The organism is Streptomyces rimosus subsp. rimosus (genome assembly GCF_000720725.1).
Taxonomy (GTDB): Bacteria; Actinomycetota; Actinomycetes; order Streptomycetales; family Streptomycetaceae; genus Streptomyces; species Streptomyces rimosus_A.
Map to the genome: position 1 here is coordinate 1 of NZ_JOCQ01000063.1, position 22,364 is coordinate 22,364.

Here is a 22,364-nt window from a genome sequence, read left to right on the forward strand (position 1 = left end):
GGGCGTCGGGGGTGGGCGGGATGCGGCCGTGGCGGACCATGAGGGCGGCCTTGATGAATCCGGCCACCCCGGCGGCGGCGTCGGCATGGCCGATGTTCGCCTTCACCGAGCCCAGGCGGCATGTGCCGCGGCCGGTGGCGCCTGCCGCGCGGTAGGCGCGGGTCAGGGCGGTGACCTCGATGGCGTCGCCCAGCGCGGTGGCCGTGCCGTGCGCCTCGACGTAGCCGATGCTGTCCGGGGCGACGGCAGCGTCCCGCAGCGCCGCCTCGATGACGGCCTGCTGTCCGGGGACGCCGGGCGCGGCGTAACTCAGCTTGTCGTTCCCGTCGTTGTTGACGGCGCTGCCCATGATCACGGCGTAGATCCGGTCGCCGTCGGCGCGGGCGTCGGCGAGGCGGCGCAGGGCCACGATGCCCAGCCCGTCGCCGGACACGAAGCCCGAGGCGTCCCGGTCGAAGCAGCGCACGTACCCGTCGGCGGACCAGACACCGCCCGCGCGGCGCAGATAGCCCTGGCGGCGCCACGGCGACCAGGACACACCGCCGGCCAGCGCCAGGTCGCAGTCGCCCGCGGCCAGCGCCCGGCAGGCGACGTGGACGGCGACCAGCGACGTCGAGCAGGCCGCCTGCACGGCGAACGCGGGTCCGGTCAGGCCGAGTTTGTAGGCGGCCCGGGTCGGCAGGAAGTCCTTGTCGTCCGCGGCCATCAGCAGGTCCGCCGACGTGCCGAGGAAAACGGAGCTGTCCGGGGTCCGGTGGGTGCCGACGGTCTGGCCCGCGTAGATGCCGACGTGCCCGGGGAACCGCTCGGGGTCGTGGCCGGTGTCGTCGAGCGCGTGCCAGGCGGCCTCCAGGAACATCCGCTGCTGGGGGTCCATGACGGCGGTCTCGCGCGCGGAGTAGCCGAAGAACGCGGAGTCGAACCGGTCGGCGTCCCAGAGGATGCCGGCGGCGGGCACCAGCGCGGGGTCGGCCAGGCGCGCGGGTCCGGCACCCGCCTCGGCCATGTCCTCCGGCGTCAGTTCCCCGATGCCGCGCCGCCCTTCGGCGATCATGCTCCAGAATGCGTCCGGTCCGGTGGCGCCGGGAAAGCGGCAGGCGATGCCGACGACCGCGACATCGGTCTCCCGCCAGTCGGGGTCGGGCGCTGCGGTCACTTGAATCCGCCTTTCACCGTGCGTACGGCCGGTAGAGGAAGCCCGGGAGCGCGCCCGGCGCCGGGCGGTGCGGTGCCCGCGCCCCGGGCGCCGTTGCGGGTGCGGTCGAGGAGCGCGGCGAGCCGCCGTACCGTACGGGCGTCCATGAGGTCGGCAGCGCCGAGCCGGGTGCCCCAGCGCGCGGTGACGGCCGCCTGGATGCGGATCATGTCGAGCGAGGTGGCGCCGAGGTCGGCGAAGTCGTCGTCGGGGGCCACCTCGTCCAGGCCCAGCACCGTCGCCACCAGCTCCGCCAGGTCCCGTTCCCGCCCGGGGGCGGCGGTGTCCCGGCCGGCCGGCGGGGCGCACCGCCGTACCGCGGGCGGTGCCAGGGCCGTACGGTCGATCTTGCCGTGCGCGGTGAGCGGCAGCCGGTCCACAAGGACGAAAGAGGACGGCACGAGGTGGGCGGGCAGCAGCGCGGCCAGGTGCCGGCGCAGCGCGGCGCCGGTGACCGTGGCGCCGGGGGCCGCCTGCACGTACGCGGTGAGCCGGTCGGTGCCGCCGACGGGCGGCGGGCTGTCGGGCTCCGGCTGCGGTACGGAGCCGTCGGGCGCGCCGCGTGTCGCGGTCACGGCGGCCGCGGTGACGTCCGGGTGGCGCAGCAGGGCCGCCTCCACCTCGCCGGGCTCGATGCGGTAGCCGCGCACGTTGAGCTGCGCGTCGATCCGCCCGAGGAAGAGGTAGGAGCCGTCCGGGAGGCGGCGGGCCAGGTCGCCGGTGCGGTAGAGCAGGCGGCCGGGGCGGGTTGCGAAGCGGTCGGGGACGAAATGGCGCCGGGTGTCCGCCGGGCGGTCGAGGTAGCTGAGCCCGACGCCGGGTCCGCCGATGTGGACCTCGCCGGATTCCCCGTCCGGTACGGCGGCGCCCCGCTCGTCCAGAAGGTGCACGGAGACGCCGGGCAGCGGGTGCCCGATGCCCGGGGTGCCCTGTCCGGGGCGGCAGCGGCCCATGGTGGCGCAGACGCCCGCCTCGGTCGTCCCGTACGCGTTGAACAGGCGCACCCGGCCGCCCCAGCGCCGCACCAGGTACTCGGGCAGCGGCTCGCCGCCGGAGGTCAGGGTGGTGACGGGGATGGGCTCGTCCTCCGGCAGCGTCGCCACCAGCGAGGCGGCGCCGGAGAGGTGGCTGATGTGCAACTCCCGCAGTGTGCGGCTGAGTTCGGGGCCGTGCAGGGGCACGTCGGGGCGCGGGACGACGAGGGTGCCGCCGCTGAGCAGGCTCATGGCCAGCTCCCAGATCCACACGTCGAAGGTGAACGGCGCGAACTGCAGGACGCGCGCGCCGTCCAGGTCCCCGTATACGTGCTGCAGCCCGTGCGCGAGGTTGACGACCGCGCGGTGCGGTATCCGTACGCCCTTGGGCGCGCCGGACGAGCCCGAGGTGTGCAGGACGTAGGCGAGGTCTTCGGGGCCGGGGGCGTGCTCGGGCGCGGCGGCCGGCGCGGGTGGGCGTGCGGGCGCCCGGAGGGTACGGCCCGTCAGGCGTACGCAGGTCACCGTGTCCCCGGCGGGGCCGGACAGCACGGCGGGGTCCGGCTCCCGGTCGGTGAGCACCGTCCGTACCCCGGCCTCCCGGAGCACCGCCAGGTTGCGTGCGGCCGGGTACGACGCCGGCAGCGGCACATGGGCGCCGCCCGCCGTCCAGAGGGCCAGCACCGCCACGGGCAGCAGGGGCGAGCGCTCCATCGTGACGCCGACGGTGTCGCCCGGCCGCACTCCGGCGCGGGACAGTTCGACGGCCAGGGCGCGGGTCCGGCCGTCCAGTTCGGCGTAGGTCAGCCGGCCGCCGGGGTGCGCCAGCGCGGTGCGCCCGGGCACCGCGCGCACCCACCGCCGGAAGAGCGCGACCGCGCCGGTGTCCGGCTCCTCCCCCGCCCGGCCGCCGCCCGTCATGCGCCCTCCACCGGGCTTGGCCCGGCGCCCCGGCGGGCGCGGAACTGCTCGGTGAGGATGGCGATGTGCTCGCGCCGGTGCCCCTGGTCGAGTGCGGTGCGCACCCGGTCGCGCAGGGCCTTGAGGTACGAGGCGTCGATCCCGGCGTCCCGGGCCGCGCCGGTGAGGTTCTCCAGGACGTCGATGTGGGTGGTCAGCGGGGCCTGCTCGAAGTGGTAGTCGCCGCGTTCGATCAGGTCGAGGCCGACCCGTACGGTGTTCTCGAAGCCCGGGTCGTACAGCGGCACCGAGTCGGCGAACGCGCCGAGCGGTACGCCGATGTGCTCGGCGATCGCCGCGCACTCCAGGAAGCCGCTGACGAATGCGTAGTAGAAGGCACTGGCCACGACGTGGTACGCCTTCGCGTAGCGCGGTTCGGCGTGCAGGTGCACCTGGTGGCCGGACATCGCCTTGGTCACCGGGCCCAGCTCGGCGAAGTCCTCCGGCGCCCCGCCGTAGACGGTGAAGCAGGCGTCGGTGCCGATGGCGTCCGGGTAGTTGAGGATGGCCGCCTCCATGTAGCGGCCCCCGGCGCCGGTCACCCGGTCCTGGAGCGGTCCGACGCTCTCCGGCACGCCGCTGGAGTGCTGGACGACCAGCCGCCCGGACAGGTCGGCGCCGGACTCTTCCAGCACGCGGTGGGTGACGGGGTAGTTGAGCAGACACAGCAGGACGGCCCGGGAGCTGCCGATGGCCTCGGCGGCGGTGGCGTGGACCTGAATGCGCGGGCTCTCCGCCGCCACCTCGTGGGCGCGCCGCGCGGTGCGGTTCCACACCGCCACCTCCAGGCCGGCCGCGGCGCAGGCCCGGATCACTCCCGAGCCGATCACGCCGGTGCCGATCACGGTCACGTCCGCCATGTCAGTGCTCCGTCCTGGTGAAGGTCATGAGGATGGCGCCGACCTCGGGCGCCTCGGCCCAGCCGGCGAAGGCCGCGAGGAGGCGGCCGGCCTGTTCGTCCCCCAGCGTGTCCGCCAGGCGGGGGCGGACCTTTTCGAGCCGGGCCAGCAGCCGGCCGAAGGAGCCCCGTACGTTGTCGGTGAGGTCCAGGAGTTCGGTGATGTGCAGCCCGGCCTCGCGGGCCGCCGCCAGGTGTACGTGCGGCGGGTCCAGCGACACCGCGTTCAGCAGGCTGAGGTACGGGCCGATGCGGTCCAGCAGGTCCCGGGTGATCCGGCCGCGGACGTACGGGGTCTCGACGACGAGCCGGCCGCCCGGCCGCAGCACCCGGGCGAGCGCCCCGTACAGCTCCGCGACGTCGAAGTGCGGGGTGCTCTCGAAGGCCAGCGCCGCGTCGAAGGAGGCATCCTCGAACGGCAGCCGCAGCGCGTCGGCGTGCTGGAAGCGCACCGCGTGGCCGAGCCCGAGCTGCCGGGCGTACGCGGACGCGGCGGCCAGGGCCCGTTCGTCGATGTCGATGCCGACGACGCTCGCGCCCGAGGTCTCGGCGAGACGGACCGCGGGACGGCCGTTGCCGCAGCCCACGTCCAGGACCCGGCTGCCCCGGGCGGCGGCGAGCTTGGCGAGCACCAGCGCGGTCAGCCGCTCGGTGGCCTCCTCGACGGTCGCCGGGTCGTCGGCACCGGTCCACACGCCGAAATGCCGGTCGGGTCCGGCGGCGTCTTCTTCGAGGACGGTGAGCATGGCGTAGGTGCGCTCGATCTCCTGGTGGGAAAAGGCTCCGGCCCAACTCGGTTCGGCGGACATGCGGAAATACCCTCCGTCGTGATCTGTACCGCATTACGGACCGGCCGGGACCGGCCTGCCGCTGCCCCCTCCCTCTTTCCGCTGCCGGTACGTGAAAATGCGCGTACGGACGGCCGCGCGGGCATTGCGGTGCCACCCTGCGGCGCCGGAAGTCCGGCGGTACGAAAACAACGCGATGCCGGGAGCGCTCCCGGAGGTCCGGCATCCGGCTGCAAGAGTTGCCGAGGGCCGGGCGGCCGTCAAGCAACGGTTTTGGCCACCCGCCGGGCCCCGGCCGGAACGCTCCGGGCCCACGGCCACGGACGGGCCCGGCGGAACAATTCGTCCCGACCCCACCGTCCCCTTCGACACCTTGCGATCCGGCGGAATCGGCCATCTTCCGCATGCCGTACGGGAAATGACCAATAGGGGTCGCCCCTCGGCGGCACGGCACCACTAACGTCTTTCCGGTGAGTTGCCGCGCCGGATGGCACCCGGACGCGGCGCAGGCACGGAAAGCACCGCACGCCCGGGGCGCCGGCACCGGGGAAAGACGATCGCGGGCAGGGCTCCTTCTTCCGTACTGGAGATTCCGTGGACACACACCCCGAACCCATCGATTACCCTTTTTCCGAGCCGTCCGGGCTCACCGTCGATCCGGAATACGAGGACTGCCGCAACCGTCCCGGCCTGACGTGGATACGGCCGCCGTACGGTGACGACGCCTGGCTGGTGACGCGCTACGCGGACATCCGCTTCGTCCTGCGGGACCGGCGGTTCGTGCGCACGCCCCCGCCGGGCAGCGACGAGGCGCGGCTGACCCCGCTGCCGTTGCAGGACAGCATCCTGAACACCGATCCGCCCCAGCAGCCCCGCCTGCGCAAGGCGCTCGCCCAGGGCCTCATGTTCAACGCCGAGCACGTCCGGGAGCTGGAGGAACTGGCCACCGGGGAGGCGCGGCGGCTGCTGGCCCGCGCCACGGCCGGGCCGCCCCCGGCCGACCTGGCCGCCGTGTACACCAAGCCGCTCACCGTGGCCATCCTCTGTCCGCTGATCGGCATCCCCGAGGAGGACCTGGCGGTCTTCCTCGACTGGTTCGAGGGGTTCGCGGGCACCGGCCTGCCCGCCGACGTGGTGGAGTCCCGTATCGAGGAGATCTCCCGCTACACGGCCGGGCTCATCGCCGACCGCCGGGAGCGGCCGCGGGAGGACCTGGTCAGCCGCCTGGTGGCCCGGCTGGGCCAGGACGACGGGCTGTCGATGGCGGAGCTGGGCGAGCTGGTCAACGACATCCTGCTCGCCGTCGACAACGTCACCACGCAGCTCACCAACGCCTGTTACGTGCTGCTCTCCTCACCGGCCCACTTCCGGGAGCTGACGGCCGACCCGGGCCTGCTGCCGCGCGCGGCCGACGAGCTGCTGCGCTACGCGCCGTTCCCCTCGCACGTCACCTTCGCCCGGTACGCCACCGAGGACGTGAAGGTCGGCGGCACCCTCGTACGCGCCGGTGAGCAGGTGCTGCCCGCGCTGCCGGCCGGCAACCACGACCCGCGGATGTTCGCCGAGCCGGAGCGGCTGGACTTCCACCGCGCCGGCAATCCGCATCTGTCCTTCGGCCACGGCACCCACCACTGCATGGGGCCGCCGCTGGTGCGGATGCTGGTGAAGGTGGCCGTGGCCGCCCTGCTCGGCCACCCCGGCCTGCGGCCGGCCGCGGCGGACGAGGAGCTGCCGTGGCGCGCCGACCTGATCATCCGGCGGATCGAGGCGCTGCCGGTCACCTGGTGAGCAGACGGAAGCGGAGGCCGGGCCAAGCCCGGTCTCCGCCCGAATTCCGCGTGCCGACCGCGAATTCCGCTCTTCGTGTGCGCCAGGATTTCAGGTACGGGTCAGCGGCCCGAACACCTGGCTGCTGCGGTCGTCCGCGGCCTCCCTGGAGTAGAGGTCACGACAGGCCACGAAATACTCCTCGTGGCTGATGCGTCCGTCGTTGTCGGTGTCGATGCTGCGGGCGCCGGTCCGGGCGTCGCGGGTGGACAGACCGAACGCGCGCAGCAGTTCGGCGTACTCGTCCTGGGACAGGTACCCGTCGCTGTCCGTGTCGGCCACGTCGAACTCCGCGTCCGTGATCGGACGGAGCAGACCGTCGGCCGTGGAAGGCTTCGCGTTGCGGTCCATATAGCCCTGGAACTCGGTCCGCGAAATCCTGTTGTCCTTGTCCGTGTCGGTCAATTCGTACATGATCTGCCAGGCTTTGGCGTACGCCTCGTGCAGGCGCGCCCACTTGGGGCTCTCCTTGCTGTAACCGAAGTGCGTCAGCGTCCGTTCGGCCAGTCGCTGGAGGTCGACTTCCTCGATGTAGCCATTACCGTCGACGTCCGCCAGGTTGAACCACTGGTCCGATTTCTGCGCTATGACACCGGCGACCATTCCGCTCTCCGTTCCTGTAGACGGCAAGCTGTGATTCGCGCATGGAGCACTCTACCGACGCGGGTGTAAGGGTCCACCTCGAAAATGCGACATTCGCCCGTCCGCACGGGAGTTTCCGCCGGGAATTCCGGTACCGGTGAGGGGGATCGGCCGCAGCGGTGGGCGAGGTGAGCGGTGTCCGCGTCAGGCTCCTGCGTCTGCCGGGGCGCAGCCGTGCGGGGGCTCTGCGGTGAGCGGGGAGGCGACAGCGGGGAGGGTGTCGTACGGCGGCCGTACGGACAGCCTCGGGGGTACCCCTGCGGCCGGACAGCGGCCCGGCGCCCGAGGAGCCCTGCGGCCGGACAGCAGCCCGGCGCCCGAGGAAGCGGACACGATCGCGGAACTCCTGCGGGACGGTGCCGCGGCGCGGCCCCGGCCCAGGACGGCCGGACCGTCCGGGTCACCCCATGGATTCCGGTTCCGCGCCACGGTGCCCGCTCCCCGGGAGTACCGTCATGCGGCGGCCCGGTACTCCTCGTCCGTCTTCCGGGTGACCTCGGCGCGGACCCGGGCAAGGGCGCGGCTGATCAGACGCGAGACGTGCATCTGGGACAGGCCCAGCTCGGCGGCGATGGCGCTCTGCGTCATGTCCTTGAAGAACCGCAGGTACAGGATGCGGCGTTCCCGTTCGGGGAGCTTGGCCAGGGCGGGCTTGACCGCCTCGCGGTCCTCTATGAGCCCGAAGCGGCTGTCGGCCGAGCCGAGGGTGTCCATGAGGGTGTAATCGTCGTTGTCGCCGCTGCGGTCCAGGGCCACGTCCAGCGACAGCGACCGGTAGGTCTCCAGGGCCTCCAGCCCGAGGACGACCTCCTCCTCGGTCAGCCGGGCGTGCCCGGCGATCTGCGCCACGGTCGGTGAGCGCCCGTCCAGGGTCGTGCTCAGCTCGCGCACGGCCTTGCGGACCTTGTTGCGCAGCTCCTGCGTACGCCGGGGCACGTGCACGTCCCAGGTGTGGTCGCGGAAGTGCCGCTTGAGTTCACCGGTGATGGTGGGGATGGCGAACTGCTCGAAGGCGTCGGCACGCTCGGGATCGAACCGGTCGACCGCCTTGACCAGACCGAGCGCGGCGACCTGCTTAAGGTCGTCGAGCTGCTCCCCGCGCTCCCGCAGCCGCACGGCCTGCCGGTGCGCCAGCGGCAGCCAGGCGGTGATCACCCGCTGCCGCAGCCGCTCCTTCTTGGGCCCGTCCGGCAGCGTGATCAGCAGTCGCATCTCCTCGGTGGTGTCGGGGTCGTCGGCACGGCGCCCGTGGTGGCGCGCGATCGTGGTGGTGGCCATCGCCGGCTCTCCTTAGACGCGGGTGGGCGGTTCGCAGGCTTACGAGTGGCCACTCGCCGGAACACGGCAGACTGGCCCCTCTGTGACGGGGTGCCTGCGGTTCCGAAGCACTGACGCTCTTGTGTCCAGGCATGCGCGGCTCACACACCGAGAGAAAGGATTTTTCTTTCGGGCCTGCCCCTGGGGCAAAGGCCCTGGTGGGACGGCCGGTGCAACAACCTCCGGCCGGGCAGCGGGCGGCCGGTGAGGTTGCCGCCCCCTCACTCCTCCAGCACGACCTCCCCGAACACCGTCGTCGTCAGCCCGAAGAAGTCCGCGTGGACGAGCCGCCGGGACACCGGGCGGGTGACGCCGCCCGCGGTGACGGTGGCAGTGGCCGTCGTGCGGTCGCTGAAGAAGGTCTCGGACTCCTCGATCAGGAGGCGGTGGCGGCTGGGGGACGGGAAGCGGCCGGGCGGCGGGGTCAGGTCGGCGGTCCAGACGAAACCGGTGCCGTGGGGTGTGCAGGTGAGTTCGGCGGTGGCGTCGGCCGACGTCCAGTCGAGGTCGCCGGCGTTGCGGGGCCGCTGCTGCACGGTGGCGACGACACGGCGGCTCGCGGCGGCCCCCTCGCGCCCCGGCCCGGCGAATTCGCCGACGTCGTTGGCCGCCGCCGGGCCGCTCAGCTCGATGCGGATCCGGCCGTCCGCCGTCATCGCGGCGGTGACCGTCCGGTCGGGCAGCAGCTGGACGAACTCCCCGGTGACCACCTTCGACAGCTGGAGCGGTTCGACGGCGTACGGCTGGTAGCGGGCGAGGGCGGGCCGCAGGAAGGGGAAGTAGGCGGGACTGTCGGCGAGGTCGCCGAGGTTCACGTCGATGTCGCAGGACCACAGGCCCAGCTGTCCGTCGTAGACGGGGGCGAAGGTCACGGCCGAGACCGTTGCGGGTGCCCCGCCGACGGTTTCGGCCAGGGTCCGGCCGGTGTGGGTCCCGGCCGCGTTCGGGAAGTTGGCGGGGCGCAGCCGCGGCAGGACCGAGTCGTCGGACCGTACGGGGTCGATGCCGCAGCGGGTGACGAGTTCGGCCGGGAGCCGGCTGCCCGGGTCGAGGACGACGGCGAGGAGTTCGTCGTCCCCGGAGCTGAACCACGGGCGGCGGAGGTACACGCGGATGCCCGCGGCGCGGCGGGTGCGCGTCACCCGGTGCGCGCCGGTGTCCACCGTCTGTTCCCAGGTGAAGGTGGGGACGATGTGGCTCACCTCGGGCGGCTCCGGGCGCCGGGTGGCCGGGACCGGCCAGCCCCGCCCGGTGGGCCCGGAGGCGGCGGGCCCCCGGCTGGTGATCAGTTCGGGCCGGTCGGTGATCGCCGGGTGGAAGTACTCACGGAAGCGGGTGGTCGCGGTCGGTGTGTAGGTGACGTTGCGGTGGCGGGTGTCGCGGAACTCGTGCCGTACACCGCTGAAGGCGAAGGTGTCGCGGCGGGGGCCGGGCGTGAGGTCGCCCACGTGGTCGTACCCGGTCACCCGCCGGGGCGCGGGCTCCTTGACGTCGTCGAGCCACTCCTCCCAGGTCGCGTCGAGGTCGATCCGGCCGGTGCTCCTGGCGTGCAGGGAGAGCACGCCCGCGACGAGCGCGGAGGTCTCCCCCGCCGTACGGGCGAACCGCAGGTCCGCCAGGGACGGCGGCGCGAGCGGTTTCTCGACGGCGTGGACGAGGGTGAGTTCCGTCCACGGCGTGATCATCCAGTTCTCGCCGGCCGCCGACGCCACCGTCAGTTCCCGCCGCTTCTCCGGGGTCAGGCGCAGCGGGTCGTTCCACGCGGGCGAGGCCGTGAGCAGCTGCCAGACGCGGAACAGCCGGAGGTCCTGTTCGGCGATCCGGCAGCTCATGCGGACGGTCACGACCTCCGCCTTCGGTACGTACACGGTCAGGACGCCGCCCGTCGGCGGGTCCGGCGGGCGGTCCCCTTCCACGATCCGCAGCCGCAGCGGCCGCGCCTGGGGCCAGGTCCCGGTGAAGTCGTACGTGCGGTGGGGCCCTTCGTCGGTACCCGTGCCCGTACCCGGCAGCCCCCGCAGGGCGATGCCGCGCGCGGGCACGTCGGGCAGGTACGGCAGCAGCAGTTGCGCGGCGTCGTGGACGACGTACTCGCCGGTGTGCAGGCCGCTGCCGCGTGCCACGGGCAGCTCGGTCAGCGGGGACGTGTCGTGCGGGCTGTGCTTGGCGACGTGGATCTCCCCGGCGGCCTTGAGGTCGCGGGTGACGCGCGGGTCCTCGGGAAGGCTGACGACCGTGTCGAGGTAGCTGCCGGCCTCGCGGGACGCCGCGGCGAAGTACTGGCGGCGCAGCGCGTCCGGCTTGCCGGGTCCGAAGACCGCGTCGTACACGCCGTGCTGTTCGGCCATCTGGAGCGAGCTCTTGGGCGGGCTCAGGTGACGTTCGTCAAAGGCACGGTAGCGGCGGTCGAGCCCGTCGGCGGGCGACACCTTCCCGTGGTCGGGCACCTGCCCGTTGCGGAGGTCGGCCCACTCCCCGGGCGACAGCGGCCGGCCGGACGCGTCGATGGTGCTGCGGATGACCAGGTGCGGTTCCGACTCGCCTTCCAGGAACGGCCACCTGGGCACGATCACGGGCGGCGGTACGGGTTCCCAGCGGCCGTAGGTGACGGGTTCGGTGGCGGTGCCCTCGACGGCGGGGGCCTCGGGGCCGAGGCTGTTGCCGGCGAGGTCGACCAGGCGGGCGCGCAGCCGGTAGGTGCGGCCGTAGCGCAGGGCGGGCAGGGTGCCGGGGGTGGGCCGGAACGCGGCGGCGAGCGGGAAGCGGTCGGAGATCCCGGGGTCGGGCACCTGCGGCCGGTCGCCGGGTCCCAGGGTCCGGCCGGGCGGCGGCGCGGCGAGGCTCCAGCCGTGCCAGCCGAAGAGCGCCTGGTGGACATAGAGCTGCCGGTCGTCGGTACGGTCCCGGGTGACGGCGGATGCCTTGACGTGGCCCTCGTCGGGGGCGGCGCCGATCGGCACGGCGGGCGCCCCGGGCCGCCTGATCGCGTAGTCCCCCGTACGGGCGCACAGCGGGAACCAGGCGGCGACGCGCCCGGTCCGCTCGTCCGCCGGGCCGACGTCGACGCGCAGGCCTCGTACGAGGTGGGCGGCGTCCAGGACCGCGGCGGCGACGGGCCTGCCGTCGCCGCCGACACCTGCCGTGTGCCGCGCGTCGGCCTCCATCTGGTCGGCCAGGGTCCGGTCGCGGTCGTCGTGGACGACGGTCAGGCCCGCACCGTGCAGGGCCGGAAGGGCGGTGGGGTCCGCGGCGGCGGCCGTGCCCGGCTCGTTCGTGCCGCTCAGGTACTGGCCGAGGACGCGGGAGAACTCCACGAACTTCAGCGCCGCGCCGTCCAGGTCCAGATCCGTGACGTGGACGGCGTCGGCGCCCAGCTTGAGCATCCGGTGGCCGTGGAAGCCGTCGTCGGCGGCGTACGGTTCGAAGCGCCGGCCGGGGACGTGGCGCAGCGCCGTCCAGGGGCGCAGCGACTCGTCGGTGTTCAGCTGCCCTTGGGCGGCGGTGAAGCTCACCCGCGCCCGCCACCCGTCGGCGAGCCCGGCCGGTGGCGTGACCAGCAGGTCCAGGGCCAGGCCGAAGCGGCGCAGGAGTTCCGGGTAGTCGGCGAGGAGGGCGCACGCGGTGTGGAAGTCGAAGTCCGGCTTCGTGGGCGGGGGTTCGGCTTCGGGTGCCGCCTGGTCCCTTCCGGTCCCGGCCGCCGCCGGTCGCGGCGCGCGGTCGTAGAACCGGTACATCTCGGCGAGTCCGAGCAGCGCGCCGTCCTCGGCGTACTCGCGCGCGGCCCGGTCCATGTGCCGGGGGCGGTACGGATCCGGGTCCGCGGCGGCGCGGGGCCGGCCGTTCACCGGCCGGGCGAGGAGTTCGTCGAGCCGCCGGTAGCCGGCGCCGACCTGGCCGGCGAAGGTCCGGATGGCGGAGGTCAGTACGCCGCGGAGGTCGCTGCTTTCGGGGTGGTCCCAACTGGCGGCCGGGCCCGGGGACCCACCGGCCCTCAGCGCCGCGCCGTTCTCCGCGCCCCCGCCGGTCGGAGGCGTCGCCCGGCGGACCGCGGTCGCGCTGACCGCGGCCTCGTACAGCGCCGTGACCTGGTCGCGGACCGCCCCGGCGGGGTACGAGCGCAGCGTGGGGGGCCGTTCGGCCGCGGCGGCGAAGGCACCGGCGGGTGCGCGGACCACCGTGTCGCCTTTGAACAGTTCGCCCCACAGCACGCTGTCGGCCGGCGGGAAGCGCCCGGTCCTGGCCGTGGTGGGGACGAGGACGCCGGGTCCGGTGGCGCCGGGTGCCAGGAACTCGATCCGGAGCGCGGGCGTGTACCTGCGCAGGGTGTCCGGCCAGTCCCGGAAGCCGGCGAAGGCGTCAAGCCGGGTGCCTCCGGTGAGGCGGGGGCTGACCAGTACGGTCAGCCGGAGCGTGCCGTCGGCGGCCGGGCCGTCGGGCAGTACGGTCCAGCGGATCGTCTCGGGCATGGCTCAGCTCACTTCCGCGAAGGCGGTGCAGTATTCGGTGACGGGATCGCGCCGGGTGCCGGTGACCGGGTCGGTGTAGGGCGCCATCATCTCGGCGAAGGTGGGCGGCCTCAGTGGCTCCTCGGCCGCCGCGCCGAGCGGTGCGGGGGTGGGCCCGCTGCCGGCGAAGCGCTTCTCGCATTCGATGGTGACCGACTGCGACCAGAAGCCGATGTGCACGCTGACGGAGATCCTGGCGCGCCCGTACACAGTGCCGGTCGCGATCTCGAAGGTGAGGTCGAGGTAGATCTCGATGGAGGCGGAGACGATGCCGAGGACATCGACCTCGCCGCGGGCGCGGAAGTAGCCGGTCAGCCGGGACTCGCCGGTGGCCAGCTCCAGGCGGAAGTAGATGCCCGCCATGACGGACAGGCTGCCGCTGGCCACCCCGAAGTTGAGCGAGACGGCCGCGCCGAATTCGAGGGCCGCTTCCAGTACGGCGACCCGCTTGGGCGTCAGCACGATGCCGAAGAAGCCTCCGCCGCCGAGCAGCGAGACGGTGAGGCGGAACGGGGCCTGCCGGCTGCAGAAGGCGAATCCGATCTCCAGTGACCGGCCGAGGAAGGGCAGGTCGAGGTAGGCGTCCAGCCGCAGGTTCTCCAGGCTGAAGACGCCGATGGCCAGGTTGGGCAGCGGCAGCCCGTACCGGGCGACGATGCCCGAGGGCGTGACCTGGATGCCGGGCGGGTCGCTGAAGCCGTCCACCGGGATCAGCCGGCGCAGCGTCTGGACGAAGGCGAGCGGGCCGGTGAAGTCGACGCTTTTCAGGACGACGTCGATGTCGGGCTTGCGCCCGGCGCGTGCGACGAAGCGGACGTGTTTGAAGCTCAGCCGCAGCGCGTTGAACTTCGGCACCAGGTTCAGGGAGAAGTTCTCCAGGCTGCAACTGACGTCGGCGCCGACGCTCAGGTCTCCGCGCAGGGAGCCGCGCAGGTCCACGACGAGGGACAGCCGCCCGTCGGCGTCCGGCTGGAAGACCGGCGAGCCGTCGAGGAGTACGGGCTGGATGTCCGGGTTCCACTCCAGGCGCGCGTTGACGGTCTCCGGCAGCTTGAAGCCGTTGGCGGCGGCCTGTACGGCGTCGCGCAGCGCGATGACCTCTCCGGCGGCCCGGGTCCAGGTCGCGAGCTGCTGCTGGACGCGGGTCAGCAGCGTACGTACGCCCGGGTCCGTACCGGCGGGCAGGGTGCCGACCAGGTTCCCCAGCGCGGTGGCGAAGGCGTTGAAGGCGTCGTCCACCTGCCGCATGGTGATCGGGCCGGTGCGCCCGGCGAGCCCTTGGGCGACGAAGTCGGCGACGACGGCGGCGAACTTCTCCGCCGTGTCGGCGACCTGGCGGGCGGCCGGCGGATAGCGGTCCAGCTCGTGGGTGAGCAGTTGCCGGGCGCGGCCGAGGTCGGAGAGGAAGCCGGTGACCGCGCTGACGGTCTCGGTGAAGAAGTTGGGCACCTTCAGGGCCTTGCCCAGCCCGTCCACGCCCTTGATCACCTCGGCCAGCGGGACCACGCCCAGCAGGCTGGGCCCGACCGCGTCCAGCACGTCCAGCGGCCGGAAGAACTCCTCGGGCTTGAAGGTGCCGTTCGCGATCCGGTCGAGCGCGTCCTGCCCGCCCGCCACCGGGACGCCGGAGACCGGCCCGGTCAGGCGGGACAGCCCGGACACGATCATGCTGGGCGCGGTGAGGCCGCCGGACCGGTCGCGCTGCCCGCCGAAGTCCATGCGCAGGGGCCCGTCGGCGGGGGTGAGCAAACTGAGGAAGACCTGCCCCGCGTTGGCCTTGCGGACCGGGCCGCCGACGGTGTCGAAGCCGGACAGCGCGTACCGCTTCGCGTAGGCGACGGGCACCGTGGCGTCCGCGCCGCTGAGCCGGCCGACGGCGGGCACGGTGGCCTGCGCCCAGCGCAGCTGCGGCAGGAACGGGGCGTTGCGCGAGACGGCGGGGTCGCCCGTCGCCGACCCTGCCAGCGCGGGCGGCGCCGCCATGCCCCACACCATGCGGGCCACATCGAGCCGGGTGTCGTCGGGCCGCAGGACGGGCGCGAGGGCCACCGACTGGCCGAGGAGGTCGGCGCTGGCCTCGGGCGGGTGCTCCACCGCGACGGCACCGGCCAGGGCCGCGGGGTTGGGCGGATTGCGGTCCAGCGCGTTGTACTCGGCGACGGCCGCGGCCAGCCCCTCCCCGGTGGCCAGGGTCTCGTCGAGGAACAGCAGGGGCGTACGGAACTCCACCGCGTTGCCTCCGTGGTCCACCGCGGTGACCTTGAAGTGGAAGAGCTTTTCGGCGGGCGTCGCGGGGAAGAACTTCCGCCGGTCGGCGGGCGGGACGAGGTTCGGCGTCTGCGGGGTGTCGAGCCGCACGCTGGTGAAGGGGAACAGCACGTTCGCCAGGTCGCTCGCGGGGCCGGGCCCCGCGGGCAGCGGGGTGTTCGGGTCGTACGTCCGCAACGGCTGCCGGACGACGACGAATTCGCGCTGGATGAGATAGGCGCCGCGGACGTCGTCGAACTTCCGCTCCGTGACGCGGACGTACACCGCCTTGTGCCCGAACGGGCAGAGGAAGCCCTCGCGCATCACCCGTACGTACTGGTCGCGGCCCATGGAGGCGCGGTGGCGCCACTCGGAGAGCGACACGCCCCGGGGCCGCTGCGGCCAGCTGCCGAGACCGTCCAGCCAGCCGCCGGCCGTCGAGAGCATCAGCAGCCGTACGGCGACGGGCTCCGGCACGTACGGCGTGCCGTCGGGCTTGAGGAGGCCCGCGCCGGTGGTGAGATCCACGATGTCCCGGCGGTCCTCGGGCTCCAGCGCCTGCCGGAACGCGTACGGGGCGCCGGGATCGCCGCCGCGTTCCCGGTTCCAGACCGCGCGGACCGTTCCCGCGTCGAGCCGGGTGTGCCACAGCTCGACGCGGGTGCCGGGACCGGGCGCGGGGATCCGGTCCCGGTGGACCCACCGCGCCTTCTGGGACGGGGACAGGTAGAGCCGGTAGGGCAGTTCGATGCCGGTGCGGGGGCGGGCGGGGTCGGCCAGCGGGTCCTGCGGGCCGGCCGCGGCGAGCGGTGCCCCGGCCCCGGCGGGGGCGGTCGGTACACCCGCGGCCCGTGCGAGGGCGAGCGCGGTCTCCGGACCGTGGCGGGCGGTGAGTTCGGCCGTCGTACGGAGCAGCCGCACCATGGTCATGGCCCGGGCCGCGGCGTCCGCACCGGCGGTGGGCGGTGGCCGGAGCGCCAGGGCCACGGGCGGCGTCTCCGGTACGCGCGCGGCGTCCACGACGCGCAGCGGCAGCCGTCGCATGGCGTCGAGCAGGCCGTCCTCGGAGAAGGGCACCGCGTCCTGCGGGCCGACATCGAAGACGAGAACGCTCCGGCCGCTGATGAGGGAGCCCACCGGCAACTCGCGCGATTCCCCCGGCACTTCGTCGCTGAAGGCCTGCTCGACCGTGTGCTGCGGGCCGAAGGCGACGGCGATCCAGCCGTCCGCCTGCGGGTCCGCGCGCACCAGCCGTCTGTTCCCGCCGGTCTCCTCGACCTTCAGCCCGGCGAAGCCGAACGTCAGGTCCAGCAGATCGGTACCGCGCAGCAACCGCAACGCCGCCGGAGTGCTCATGACGCGCCCCCTCCCCCGCACACCGGCCGGGCTCTCCCGGCCGCGTGCGCAGCCCCCTTACCACCTACCTCCGACAGCGCAGCCGCACCAGAGGGAGCGGACGGTTCCAGGGTCCCGAAGTTTGTTCGAAGCTTTTTCCAGGGCCCTATGCGTCCGGCGTCAGCTCCGGTGCGTCCGGTGTCAGCTCCAGGCCCGACGCTCCGGGCCGCGGGGATCGTCGGCCTGGGACCACTCGGTGCCGATACGCATCGTGGCTCTGCGCCCGGTGTCGTACGGCTCCCAGCCGGGGTCACCGCTGCGGGCGAAGCGGATCCACGCCCCGTGCATGCGGGCGGCGAGATCCGCGGGCGGCCCGTCCGGGCCGAGCAGGGCGTCCGCACCGTTCAGCCGGGGATCGTGCGCGAGGTCGAAGACGAGGGGCAGCTCGACCGCGTGGGTGGCGCCGAGCAGTCCGTCCAGCGCTCGGGAGCGCCAGGCGAATTCGTACGCGTAGGTGGCGGCCCTGGGCCGGGCGGCATGGGCGTCGGCCAGGGCCCAGCTGCCCGCACCGAACAGCGCGTCGCCCAGGACGGCGGACCGCAGCGCGCCGTGGGACGCCCCGGGGCGGGTCTTCCGGTAGGTCTCGACGAGCCGCGCCGGGTCCGGGTGCGCGCGGGCCGCCGTGGCGTCGACGTCCTCCGCGGTCGAGGTGGCGTAGGCGTCCACGGGGACGAGGTAGAGGTTCCCCTCCTCGGTGTTGGTACCGATGAGCAGGTCGACGCCGGCGCCGAGGCCGGTGGCGACGGCTTCGGCGGGCTGGGTGTCCAGGACGAGGCCGAAGGGGCTGAGTCCGAGCAGCGGGTCGCGGTGCGTCGCGGTGCGCAGATCGATGCCCCCGAGCCGGGCGGCGGTCTCGACCAGCCGCTCGTCGGAGATCTCCGCGAAGGCGCCGCTGCGGGGTTCGATGCCCAGGTCCTCGGCCGCCGCCCCGGTGACCCGGGCGGCCTGCTCGCCGGTGAACGCCCCCAGGCCGTTGCCGCTCTGGACGATCGCCCGGCGGAAGAGCCCCGCGGCCTCGGGGGCAGCGAGGAGGCCGCCGACGATGGTGGCCCCGGCGGACTGGCCGAAGAGGGTGACGTTTCCCGGGTCACCGCCGAAGGCGGCGATGTTCTCCTGGACCCAGCGCAGGGCCGCGGCGGCGTCGAGCAGTCCGCGGTTGGCAGGCGCGCCCGGGATGTCGAGGAATCCGGCGATGCCGAGCCGGTAATTGAAGGTGACGAGGACGACGCCGTCGCGGGCGAAGGCGGACCCGTCGTACAGCGCGGACCGCGTCGACCCGGCGACGAACCCGCCGCCGTGGACGAACACCATGACGGGCAGCCCGCCGCCCGCCGCGGCGGGCGTCCGGACGTCGACGGTGAGGTAGTCCTCGCCACGGCTCCAGCCCGCGCCGAAGTACGGGCCCATGTCCACGCGGCCGAGCCGGCGCTCGGACTGCGGCGCGTTGGGCCCCGGCGCGGTGGCGTCCCGTACGCCGTCCCACGGTTCGTGCGGCCGGGGCGGCGCGAACCGGCCGGCGCCACGGGGCGGGGCAGCGTAGGGGATGTTCAGGAAGGCCGCGGTGTCGCCCCGGCGCAGGCCGCGGACGGCGCCCTGCGCGGTGGTGACGACGGGATCGGTGTGGTGGTTCACGGTGGTGCCTCTCCGCGGGTCTCAGACCTGCTCGGTGTACGGGGCGAAGGGGGCCCATCCCTTGATCGCGAACTTCTCTCCCACGCGTTCCACTTCCACGGCGCCGTGGCCGCCCAGGTGCGCGGGGATCACGAGGGCATGGGTGTCGGCCGCCCGGCCCAGCACCTTGCGGCGGGTGGCGCGGGCGCCCGCCGGGTCCTCGCAGAAGCAGCTGTTGGCATCCGGTTCGAGGATCTGCACGGGGGTGTGCAGCATGTCGCCGACGAACACCGCGCGGTCCGTCCCGGAGGCGAGGGTCAGTACGGAGGAGCCGGGGGTGTGTCCGGGGGCCGCCTCCAGGCGGAGGTTCGCGTCGATCTGGTGGCTGTTCTCCCACAGCAGCGTCTGCCCCGCCTGATGCACCGGGGCCACACTGTCCTCGAACACATTCTGATTTCCTCGGCCGAGTACCGGCTCGTGGCCGTTCTCGGGATTCCAGAAGTCGAAATCGTCCTTCGGCATCAGATAGGTGGCGTGGGGGAAAGTGGGCACCCAGTGCCGGCCGTCCAGGTAGGTGTTCCAGCCGACGTGATCGATGTGGAGATGCGTGTTGATCACGATGTCCACGTCCTCGGGCCGGACACCGGCCCGCGCGAGGTTGGCCAGGAAGTCCGTTTCGAGGTGGCTCCAGACCGGGGCATAGGGGCGCTCCTTGTGGTTGCCCACGCCGGTGTCGACCAGGATGGTCCGGCCCTCGCTGCGCAGCAGCCAGGTCTGGATGGCGGAATTCACCCTGCGGGTCCCGGAATCCAGGAAATGCGGGGCCAGCCAGGAAGCGCCCTCTCTCCACGCTTCCTTCGGGCTGTCCGGAAAGAACGTCTCCGGTGTCATGTCGACGGAGCCGAAGTATTCCCATACGCGGGTGATGGTGACATTCCCGAGTGTGATCTGTTCCATGGTGCGTCCCTGGCAATTCGGAGGATTTACCGGAACCGTACGAGCGCCCTCGGCACCCGCGGTATCCGTCACCTGACTGCACCTGTACGCGGCTCGGGCAGCGGTCCCGGCCGCTTGTAGCCTGGACCGGCAGGGGCAAAACGGCTCCGATGCGATGAGCCGAGGCTTCTGGAGACTCCGTGGACGACGGACACGAAGGCCGCCTCGGCGCGGCCATGGGACCGCGGGTCGTCGGCCGGGACGCGGAGCTGGCGCGCCTCTTCCGTACGGTGGACCCGGCGTCGGCGGAGCGGGTGCTGCTGCTGGTCGGCGATGTGGGTACGGGAAAGAGCGCGCTGCTGGACCGCGCGGCGCGGCACGCCGAGGCCGACGGCACGCACGTACTGCGAGCCGAGGGGAGCGAGTCGGAGTCGAGCCTCGCGTTCTCCGCACTGCATCAGCTGCTGCGGCCGGTGACCGCCGAGGTGGACGCGCTGCCGGAGCGGCAACGCACAGCGCTCCGCGACGCTTTCGGCATGGGCCCGGCGACGCCCCGGCAGGCGAGCGCGTCCGACCCCATGCTGACCGGCGTCGCCGTCCTGAGCCTGCTGTCCGCCCTGGGCGACCGGCAGCCCGTACTCGTGGTGCTGGACGACGCGCAGTGGTGCGACCGCGCTTCCCTGGACGCCCTGTCCTTCGCCGTCAGACGACTGGACGGCGACGAGCCGGTCACGGTGCTGATCGGGGCCCGCGCCGGCACGGCTCTTCCGGGATTCGACCGCCACGCACCGACCATCACCCTGGAACCACTCGACGACACCGCGGCCAACCAGCTGCTGGACCTCCAGCCGAACAGCCCCGCCGGCCGCACCAGGGCGCGGATTCTCGACCAGGCCGGCGGCAATCCCCTGGCGCTGGCCGAGCTGGCGAGGGCGGCGGGCGTGCACGGTACGGCCACGCCGCTGCCGTCCGCAGGCCCGCTCCCGCTCACCGAGCGCCTGGAACGCCTCTTCGCCGGCCGCTTGGACAGCCTCCCCGCCCCCACCACGCGAGCCCTGCTGCTTCTGGCGGCGATGGACAGTGCCGACTCCGCACTCGCCGTACCGGCCGGGCCGGCGGAGGCCGGGGACGCGGTGTGGCTGCCCGCCGAGGAGGCCGCGCTGGTCCGGCGGACCGGCCGGGACGTCCGGTTCCGCCACCCGCTGGTCCGGGCCGCCGTGTACCACTCCGCCCCTTCGGCTGCCCGGCGCGCGGCTCACCGCACGCTGGCCGAGCGGCTGCGGGACGAACCGGACCGGCGCGCCTGGCATCTGGCCGCCGCCTGCCCGGGGCCGGACGCGGACGTGGCGGCGGAGCTGGAGCGGACCGCCGGCCGGGCCCGTCGGCGCGGCGGTTACGCGGCGGCGGCCAAGGCGTTGCAGCGCGCCGCCGAGCTCGCGCCGGAGCGCGAGGACAGCGCCCGGCTGCTGGTCGAAGCCGCCCGGGCGGCCGTGTTCACCGGGGACCTGGCCTGGGTCGAGGAACTGGCCGCTGCGGTACGGGCGCGTACGGACGACATGTCGCTGCTGAGCGCCGCGGCCGTGCAGGCCGGACGGCTGGCGGTCCTGACCGTACGGCACACGGTCGTGTTCTCCCGACTCACCGTAGCCGCCGAGCAGTTGGCCCTCACCTACCCCGCACAGCCCGCCCCCGCGCTGGACCTCCTGGCCGGCGCCGCCGTGGTCCGCTTCTACTCCGGCGAGGACGCCCAGCAGCACCGCATCCAGGACATCCTGCGGAACCTCCCCGCAGACGCCGCGCACACGGACCTGCGTGCCTGGGTACAAGCCGTGTCCGACCCCTTCGGCAACCGACGCCATCTCACCGCACTCCTCCCCCGGTTGACCGCCGAGGCGGAAACCCATCCGGAACGGCTCACCACAGTCGGGATCATGGCGTGGCTCCTGGACGAGACCCCGCGGGCCGTCCGTGCCTTCGACGCGGCCTTCGCCCGCTGGGAGTTGCAGGGGCCGCTGCCGGAGGGATTGGGCGGCGCGGTGGCCTGGGCCTATGTGGAACGGGGGCGGTGGGGGCAGGCCCGTACGGCCTGCGCCCGTGTCACCGCGGTCGGCCGGGCCGCCGGCCTCGACCACGCGGTGGCCTGTGCGGCCACGGTGGACGCCACCGTACTGGCCTACCAGGGGGACGCGGCGACGGCCCGCGCCCGTGCCGAGGACGCGCTCGCCCTGATCGACCCGCTCGAAAGCCGCTCGGTCGCCGTCTACGCCCGTCGCGCGCTCGGTGCCGCGTCGGCCGCGGAAGGTGCGTACGAGAGCGCGTACGGCCAACTTCGCATGATCTTCACGGCGGACGGCGCGCCCGTGCACTACCACGCGTCCTACCCGGCCCTCGCGGACCTGGCCGCCGCCGCTGTGCGTACCGGCCACCACGAGGAGGCCGCGCAGATCGTCGAACGATCCGCACACGCGCTCGCGGACCACGCCTCACCCCGTCTGCGCGCGCTGATCAGCCGGGCCCGCGGCCTGCTGGCAGCCACCGAAGACGCCGAACCGCACTTCCGGGCGGCCCTCGCGGACCCCGCACTGGAGCACTGGCCCTTCGAACGCGCGCAGACCCTGCTGGACCTCGCCGAGTGGCTGCGGCGCCGTCGGCGTATCGCGGAGGCGCGCGGTCCGCTCACCGAGGCCCTGGAGACCTTCCGGCGCCTGGGCGCCCGCCCGGGGATCGAGCGCGCCCGCGCCGAATCGCGCGCCGCCGGTCTCGACGTCGCGGACACGCCCCCCGACGCGCTCGCCGAACTCACCCCGCAACAGCAGCAGATCGTCCGGCTCGCCGCCCGCGGACTCACCAACCGCGAGATCGGCGAGAAACTCTTCCTCTCTCCCCGCACGGTCGGCTCCCACCTCTACCGCAGCTTCCCCAAACTGGGCATCACGGCCCGCTCCCAGCTGCGCGACCTCGTCGAAGCCACCGCCACCGCCATTGATTAGCCGCACGGAAACGGGCTGCCAAACAATGCGCGGTGCGGTGGAGTGGGGGTATCCGTGTCCCGGCCACGGTGCCCGCGTC

At 73.6% G+C, this 22,364-nt stretch carries 12 protein-coding genes; 2 read left to right on the forward strand and 10 right to left on the reverse strand.

The window, feature by feature from the left end; all coding sequences use genetic code 11:
• The 4 genes from IH45_RS0127850 to IH45_RS0127865 all read right to left on the reverse strand — a co-directional run.
• Positions 1-1,156, reverse strand: a 1,156-nt coding sequence (locus IH45_RS0127850; RefSeq protein ID WP_030674215.1) for a beta-ketoacyl [acyl carrier protein] synthase domain-containing protein, incomplete at its 3' end; no start/stop codon positions are given.
• Positions 1,153-3,090 carry a non-ribosomal peptide synthetase gene (locus tag IH45_RS0127855; protein ID WP_050515234.1) on the reverse strand — a complete coding sequence of 646 codons (1,938 nt, stop codon included), beginning with the start codon at positions 3,088-3,090 and terminating at the stop codon, positions 1,153-1,155. The genes IH45_RS0127855 and IH45_RS0127850, both read right to left, overlap by 4 nt.
• The gene (locus IH45_RS0127860) at positions 3,087-3,989 is read right to left on the reverse strand and encodes an NAD(P)-dependent oxidoreductase (RefSeq protein WP_030674219.1); all 903 of its coding nucleotides are present in this window, start codon (positions 3,987-3,989) and stop codon (positions 3,087-3,089) included. Before IH45_RS0127860 ends, IH45_RS0127855 begins: the two co-directional genes overlap by 4 nt.
• 1 nt (position 3,990) lies before the next feature.
• A complete protein-coding gene (locus IH45_RS0127865) occupies positions 3,991-4,836 on the reverse strand; it encodes a class I SAM-dependent methyltransferase (protein WP_050515235.1) in 846 nt (281 codons plus the stop codon).
• Between the two features lie 573 nt (positions 4,837-5,409).
• On the opposite strand from IH45_RS0127865, the gene IH45_RS0127870 reads away from it, so the two are divergent.
• Positions 5,410-6,603, forward strand: coding sequence for a cytochrome P450 (locus IH45_RS0127870; protein ID WP_030674222.1), 1,194 nt, complete (start codon positions 5,410-5,412; stop codon positions 6,601-6,603).
• A 90-nt stretch (positions 6,604-6,693) separates the two neighbouring features.
• Here the strand turns inward: IH45_RS0127870 and IH45_RS0127875 are convergent, their stop codons facing one another.
• From IH45_RS0127875 to IH45_RS0127900, 6 genes are all read right to left on the reverse strand, one after another.
• Positions 6,694-7,245: an EF-hand domain-containing protein gene (locus IH45_RS0127875; RefSeq protein WP_030674224.1), complete on the reverse strand. Its 552-nt coding sequence runs from the start codon at positions 7,243-7,245 to the stop codon at positions 6,694-6,696.
• Positions 7,246-7,737: 492 nt separating this feature from the next.
• Positions 7,738-8,562, reverse strand: a complete 825-nt coding sequence (locus IH45_RS0127880) for a SigB/SigF/SigG family RNA polymerase sigma factor (protein WP_030674227.1) — start codon at positions 8,560-8,562, stop codon at positions 7,738-7,740.
• Between the two features lie 260 nt (positions 8,563-8,822).
• Positions 8,823-13,067: a hypothetical protein gene (locus tag IH45_RS0127885; RefSeq protein ID WP_030674229.1), complete on the reverse strand. Its 4,245-nt coding sequence runs from the start codon at positions 13,065-13,067 to the stop codon at positions 8,823-8,825.
• A 3-nt stretch (positions 13,068-13,070) separates the two neighbouring features.
• Positions 13,071-16,709: a hypothetical protein gene (locus IH45_RS0127890; RefSeq protein WP_030674231.1), complete on the reverse strand. Its 3,639-nt coding sequence runs from the start codon at positions 16,707-16,709 to the stop codon at positions 13,071-13,073.
• Between the two features lie 180 nt (positions 16,710-16,889).
• Entirely contained in the window at positions 16,890-18,380 is a 1,491-nt protein-coding gene (locus IH45_RS0127895) for a carboxylesterase/lipase family protein (protein ID WP_030674238.1), read from the reverse strand.
• 21 nt (positions 18,381-18,401) lie between these two features.
• Entirely contained in the window at positions 18,402-19,316 is a 915-nt protein-coding gene (locus tag IH45_RS0127900; RefSeq protein ID WP_030674241.1) for an MBL fold metallo-hydrolase, read from the reverse strand.
• 215 nt (positions 19,317-19,531) lie between these two features.
• Here IH45_RS0127900 and IH45_RS0127905 point away from each other — a divergent pair, with 215 nt between their 5' ends.
• Entirely contained in the window at positions 19,532-22,285 is a 2,754-nt protein-coding gene (locus tag IH45_RS0127905; RefSeq protein WP_030674244.1) for a helix-turn-helix transcriptional regulator, read from the forward strand.
• Positions 22,286-22,364: the final 79 nt, after the last annotated feature.

Bases quoted from the DNA above. Each gene is read 5' to 3' on its own strand.
- IH45_RS0127875 (WP_030674224.1), bottom strand. From the start codon at position 7,245: ATGGTCGCCGGTGTCATAGCGCAGAAATCGGACCAGTGGTTCAACCTG.
- IH45_RS0127900 (WP_030674241.1), bottom strand. From the start codon at position 19,316: ATGGAACAGATCACACTCGGGAATGTCACCATCACCCGCGTATGGGAA.
- IH45_RS0127855 (WP_050515234.1), bottom strand. From the start codon at position 3,090: ATGACGGGCGGCGGCCGGGCGGGGGAGGAGCCGGACACCGGCGCGGTC.
- IH45_RS0127890 (WP_030674231.1), bottom strand. From the start codon at position 16,709: ATGAGCACTCCGGCGGCGTTGCGGTTGCTGCGCGGTACCGATCTGCTG.
- IH45_RS0127880 (WP_030674227.1), bottom strand. From the start codon at position 8,562: ATGGCCACCACCACGATCGCGCGCCACCACGGGCGCCGTGCCGACGAC.
- IH45_RS0127905 (WP_030674244.1), top strand. From the start codon at position 19,532: ATGGGACCGCGGGTCGTCGGCCGGGACGCGGAGCTGGCGCGCCTCTTC.
- IH45_RS0127860 (WP_030674219.1), bottom strand. From the start codon at position 3,989: ATGGCGGACGTGACCGTGATCGGCACCGGCGTGATCGGCTCGGGAGTG.
- IH45_RS0127865 (WP_050515235.1), bottom strand. From the start codon at position 4,836: ATGTCCGCCGAACCGAGTTGGGCCGGAGCCTTTTCCCACCAGGAGATC.
- IH45_RS0127885 (WP_030674229.1), bottom strand. From the start codon at position 13,067: ATGCCCGAGACGATCCGCTGGACCGTACTGCCCGACGGCCCGGCCGCC.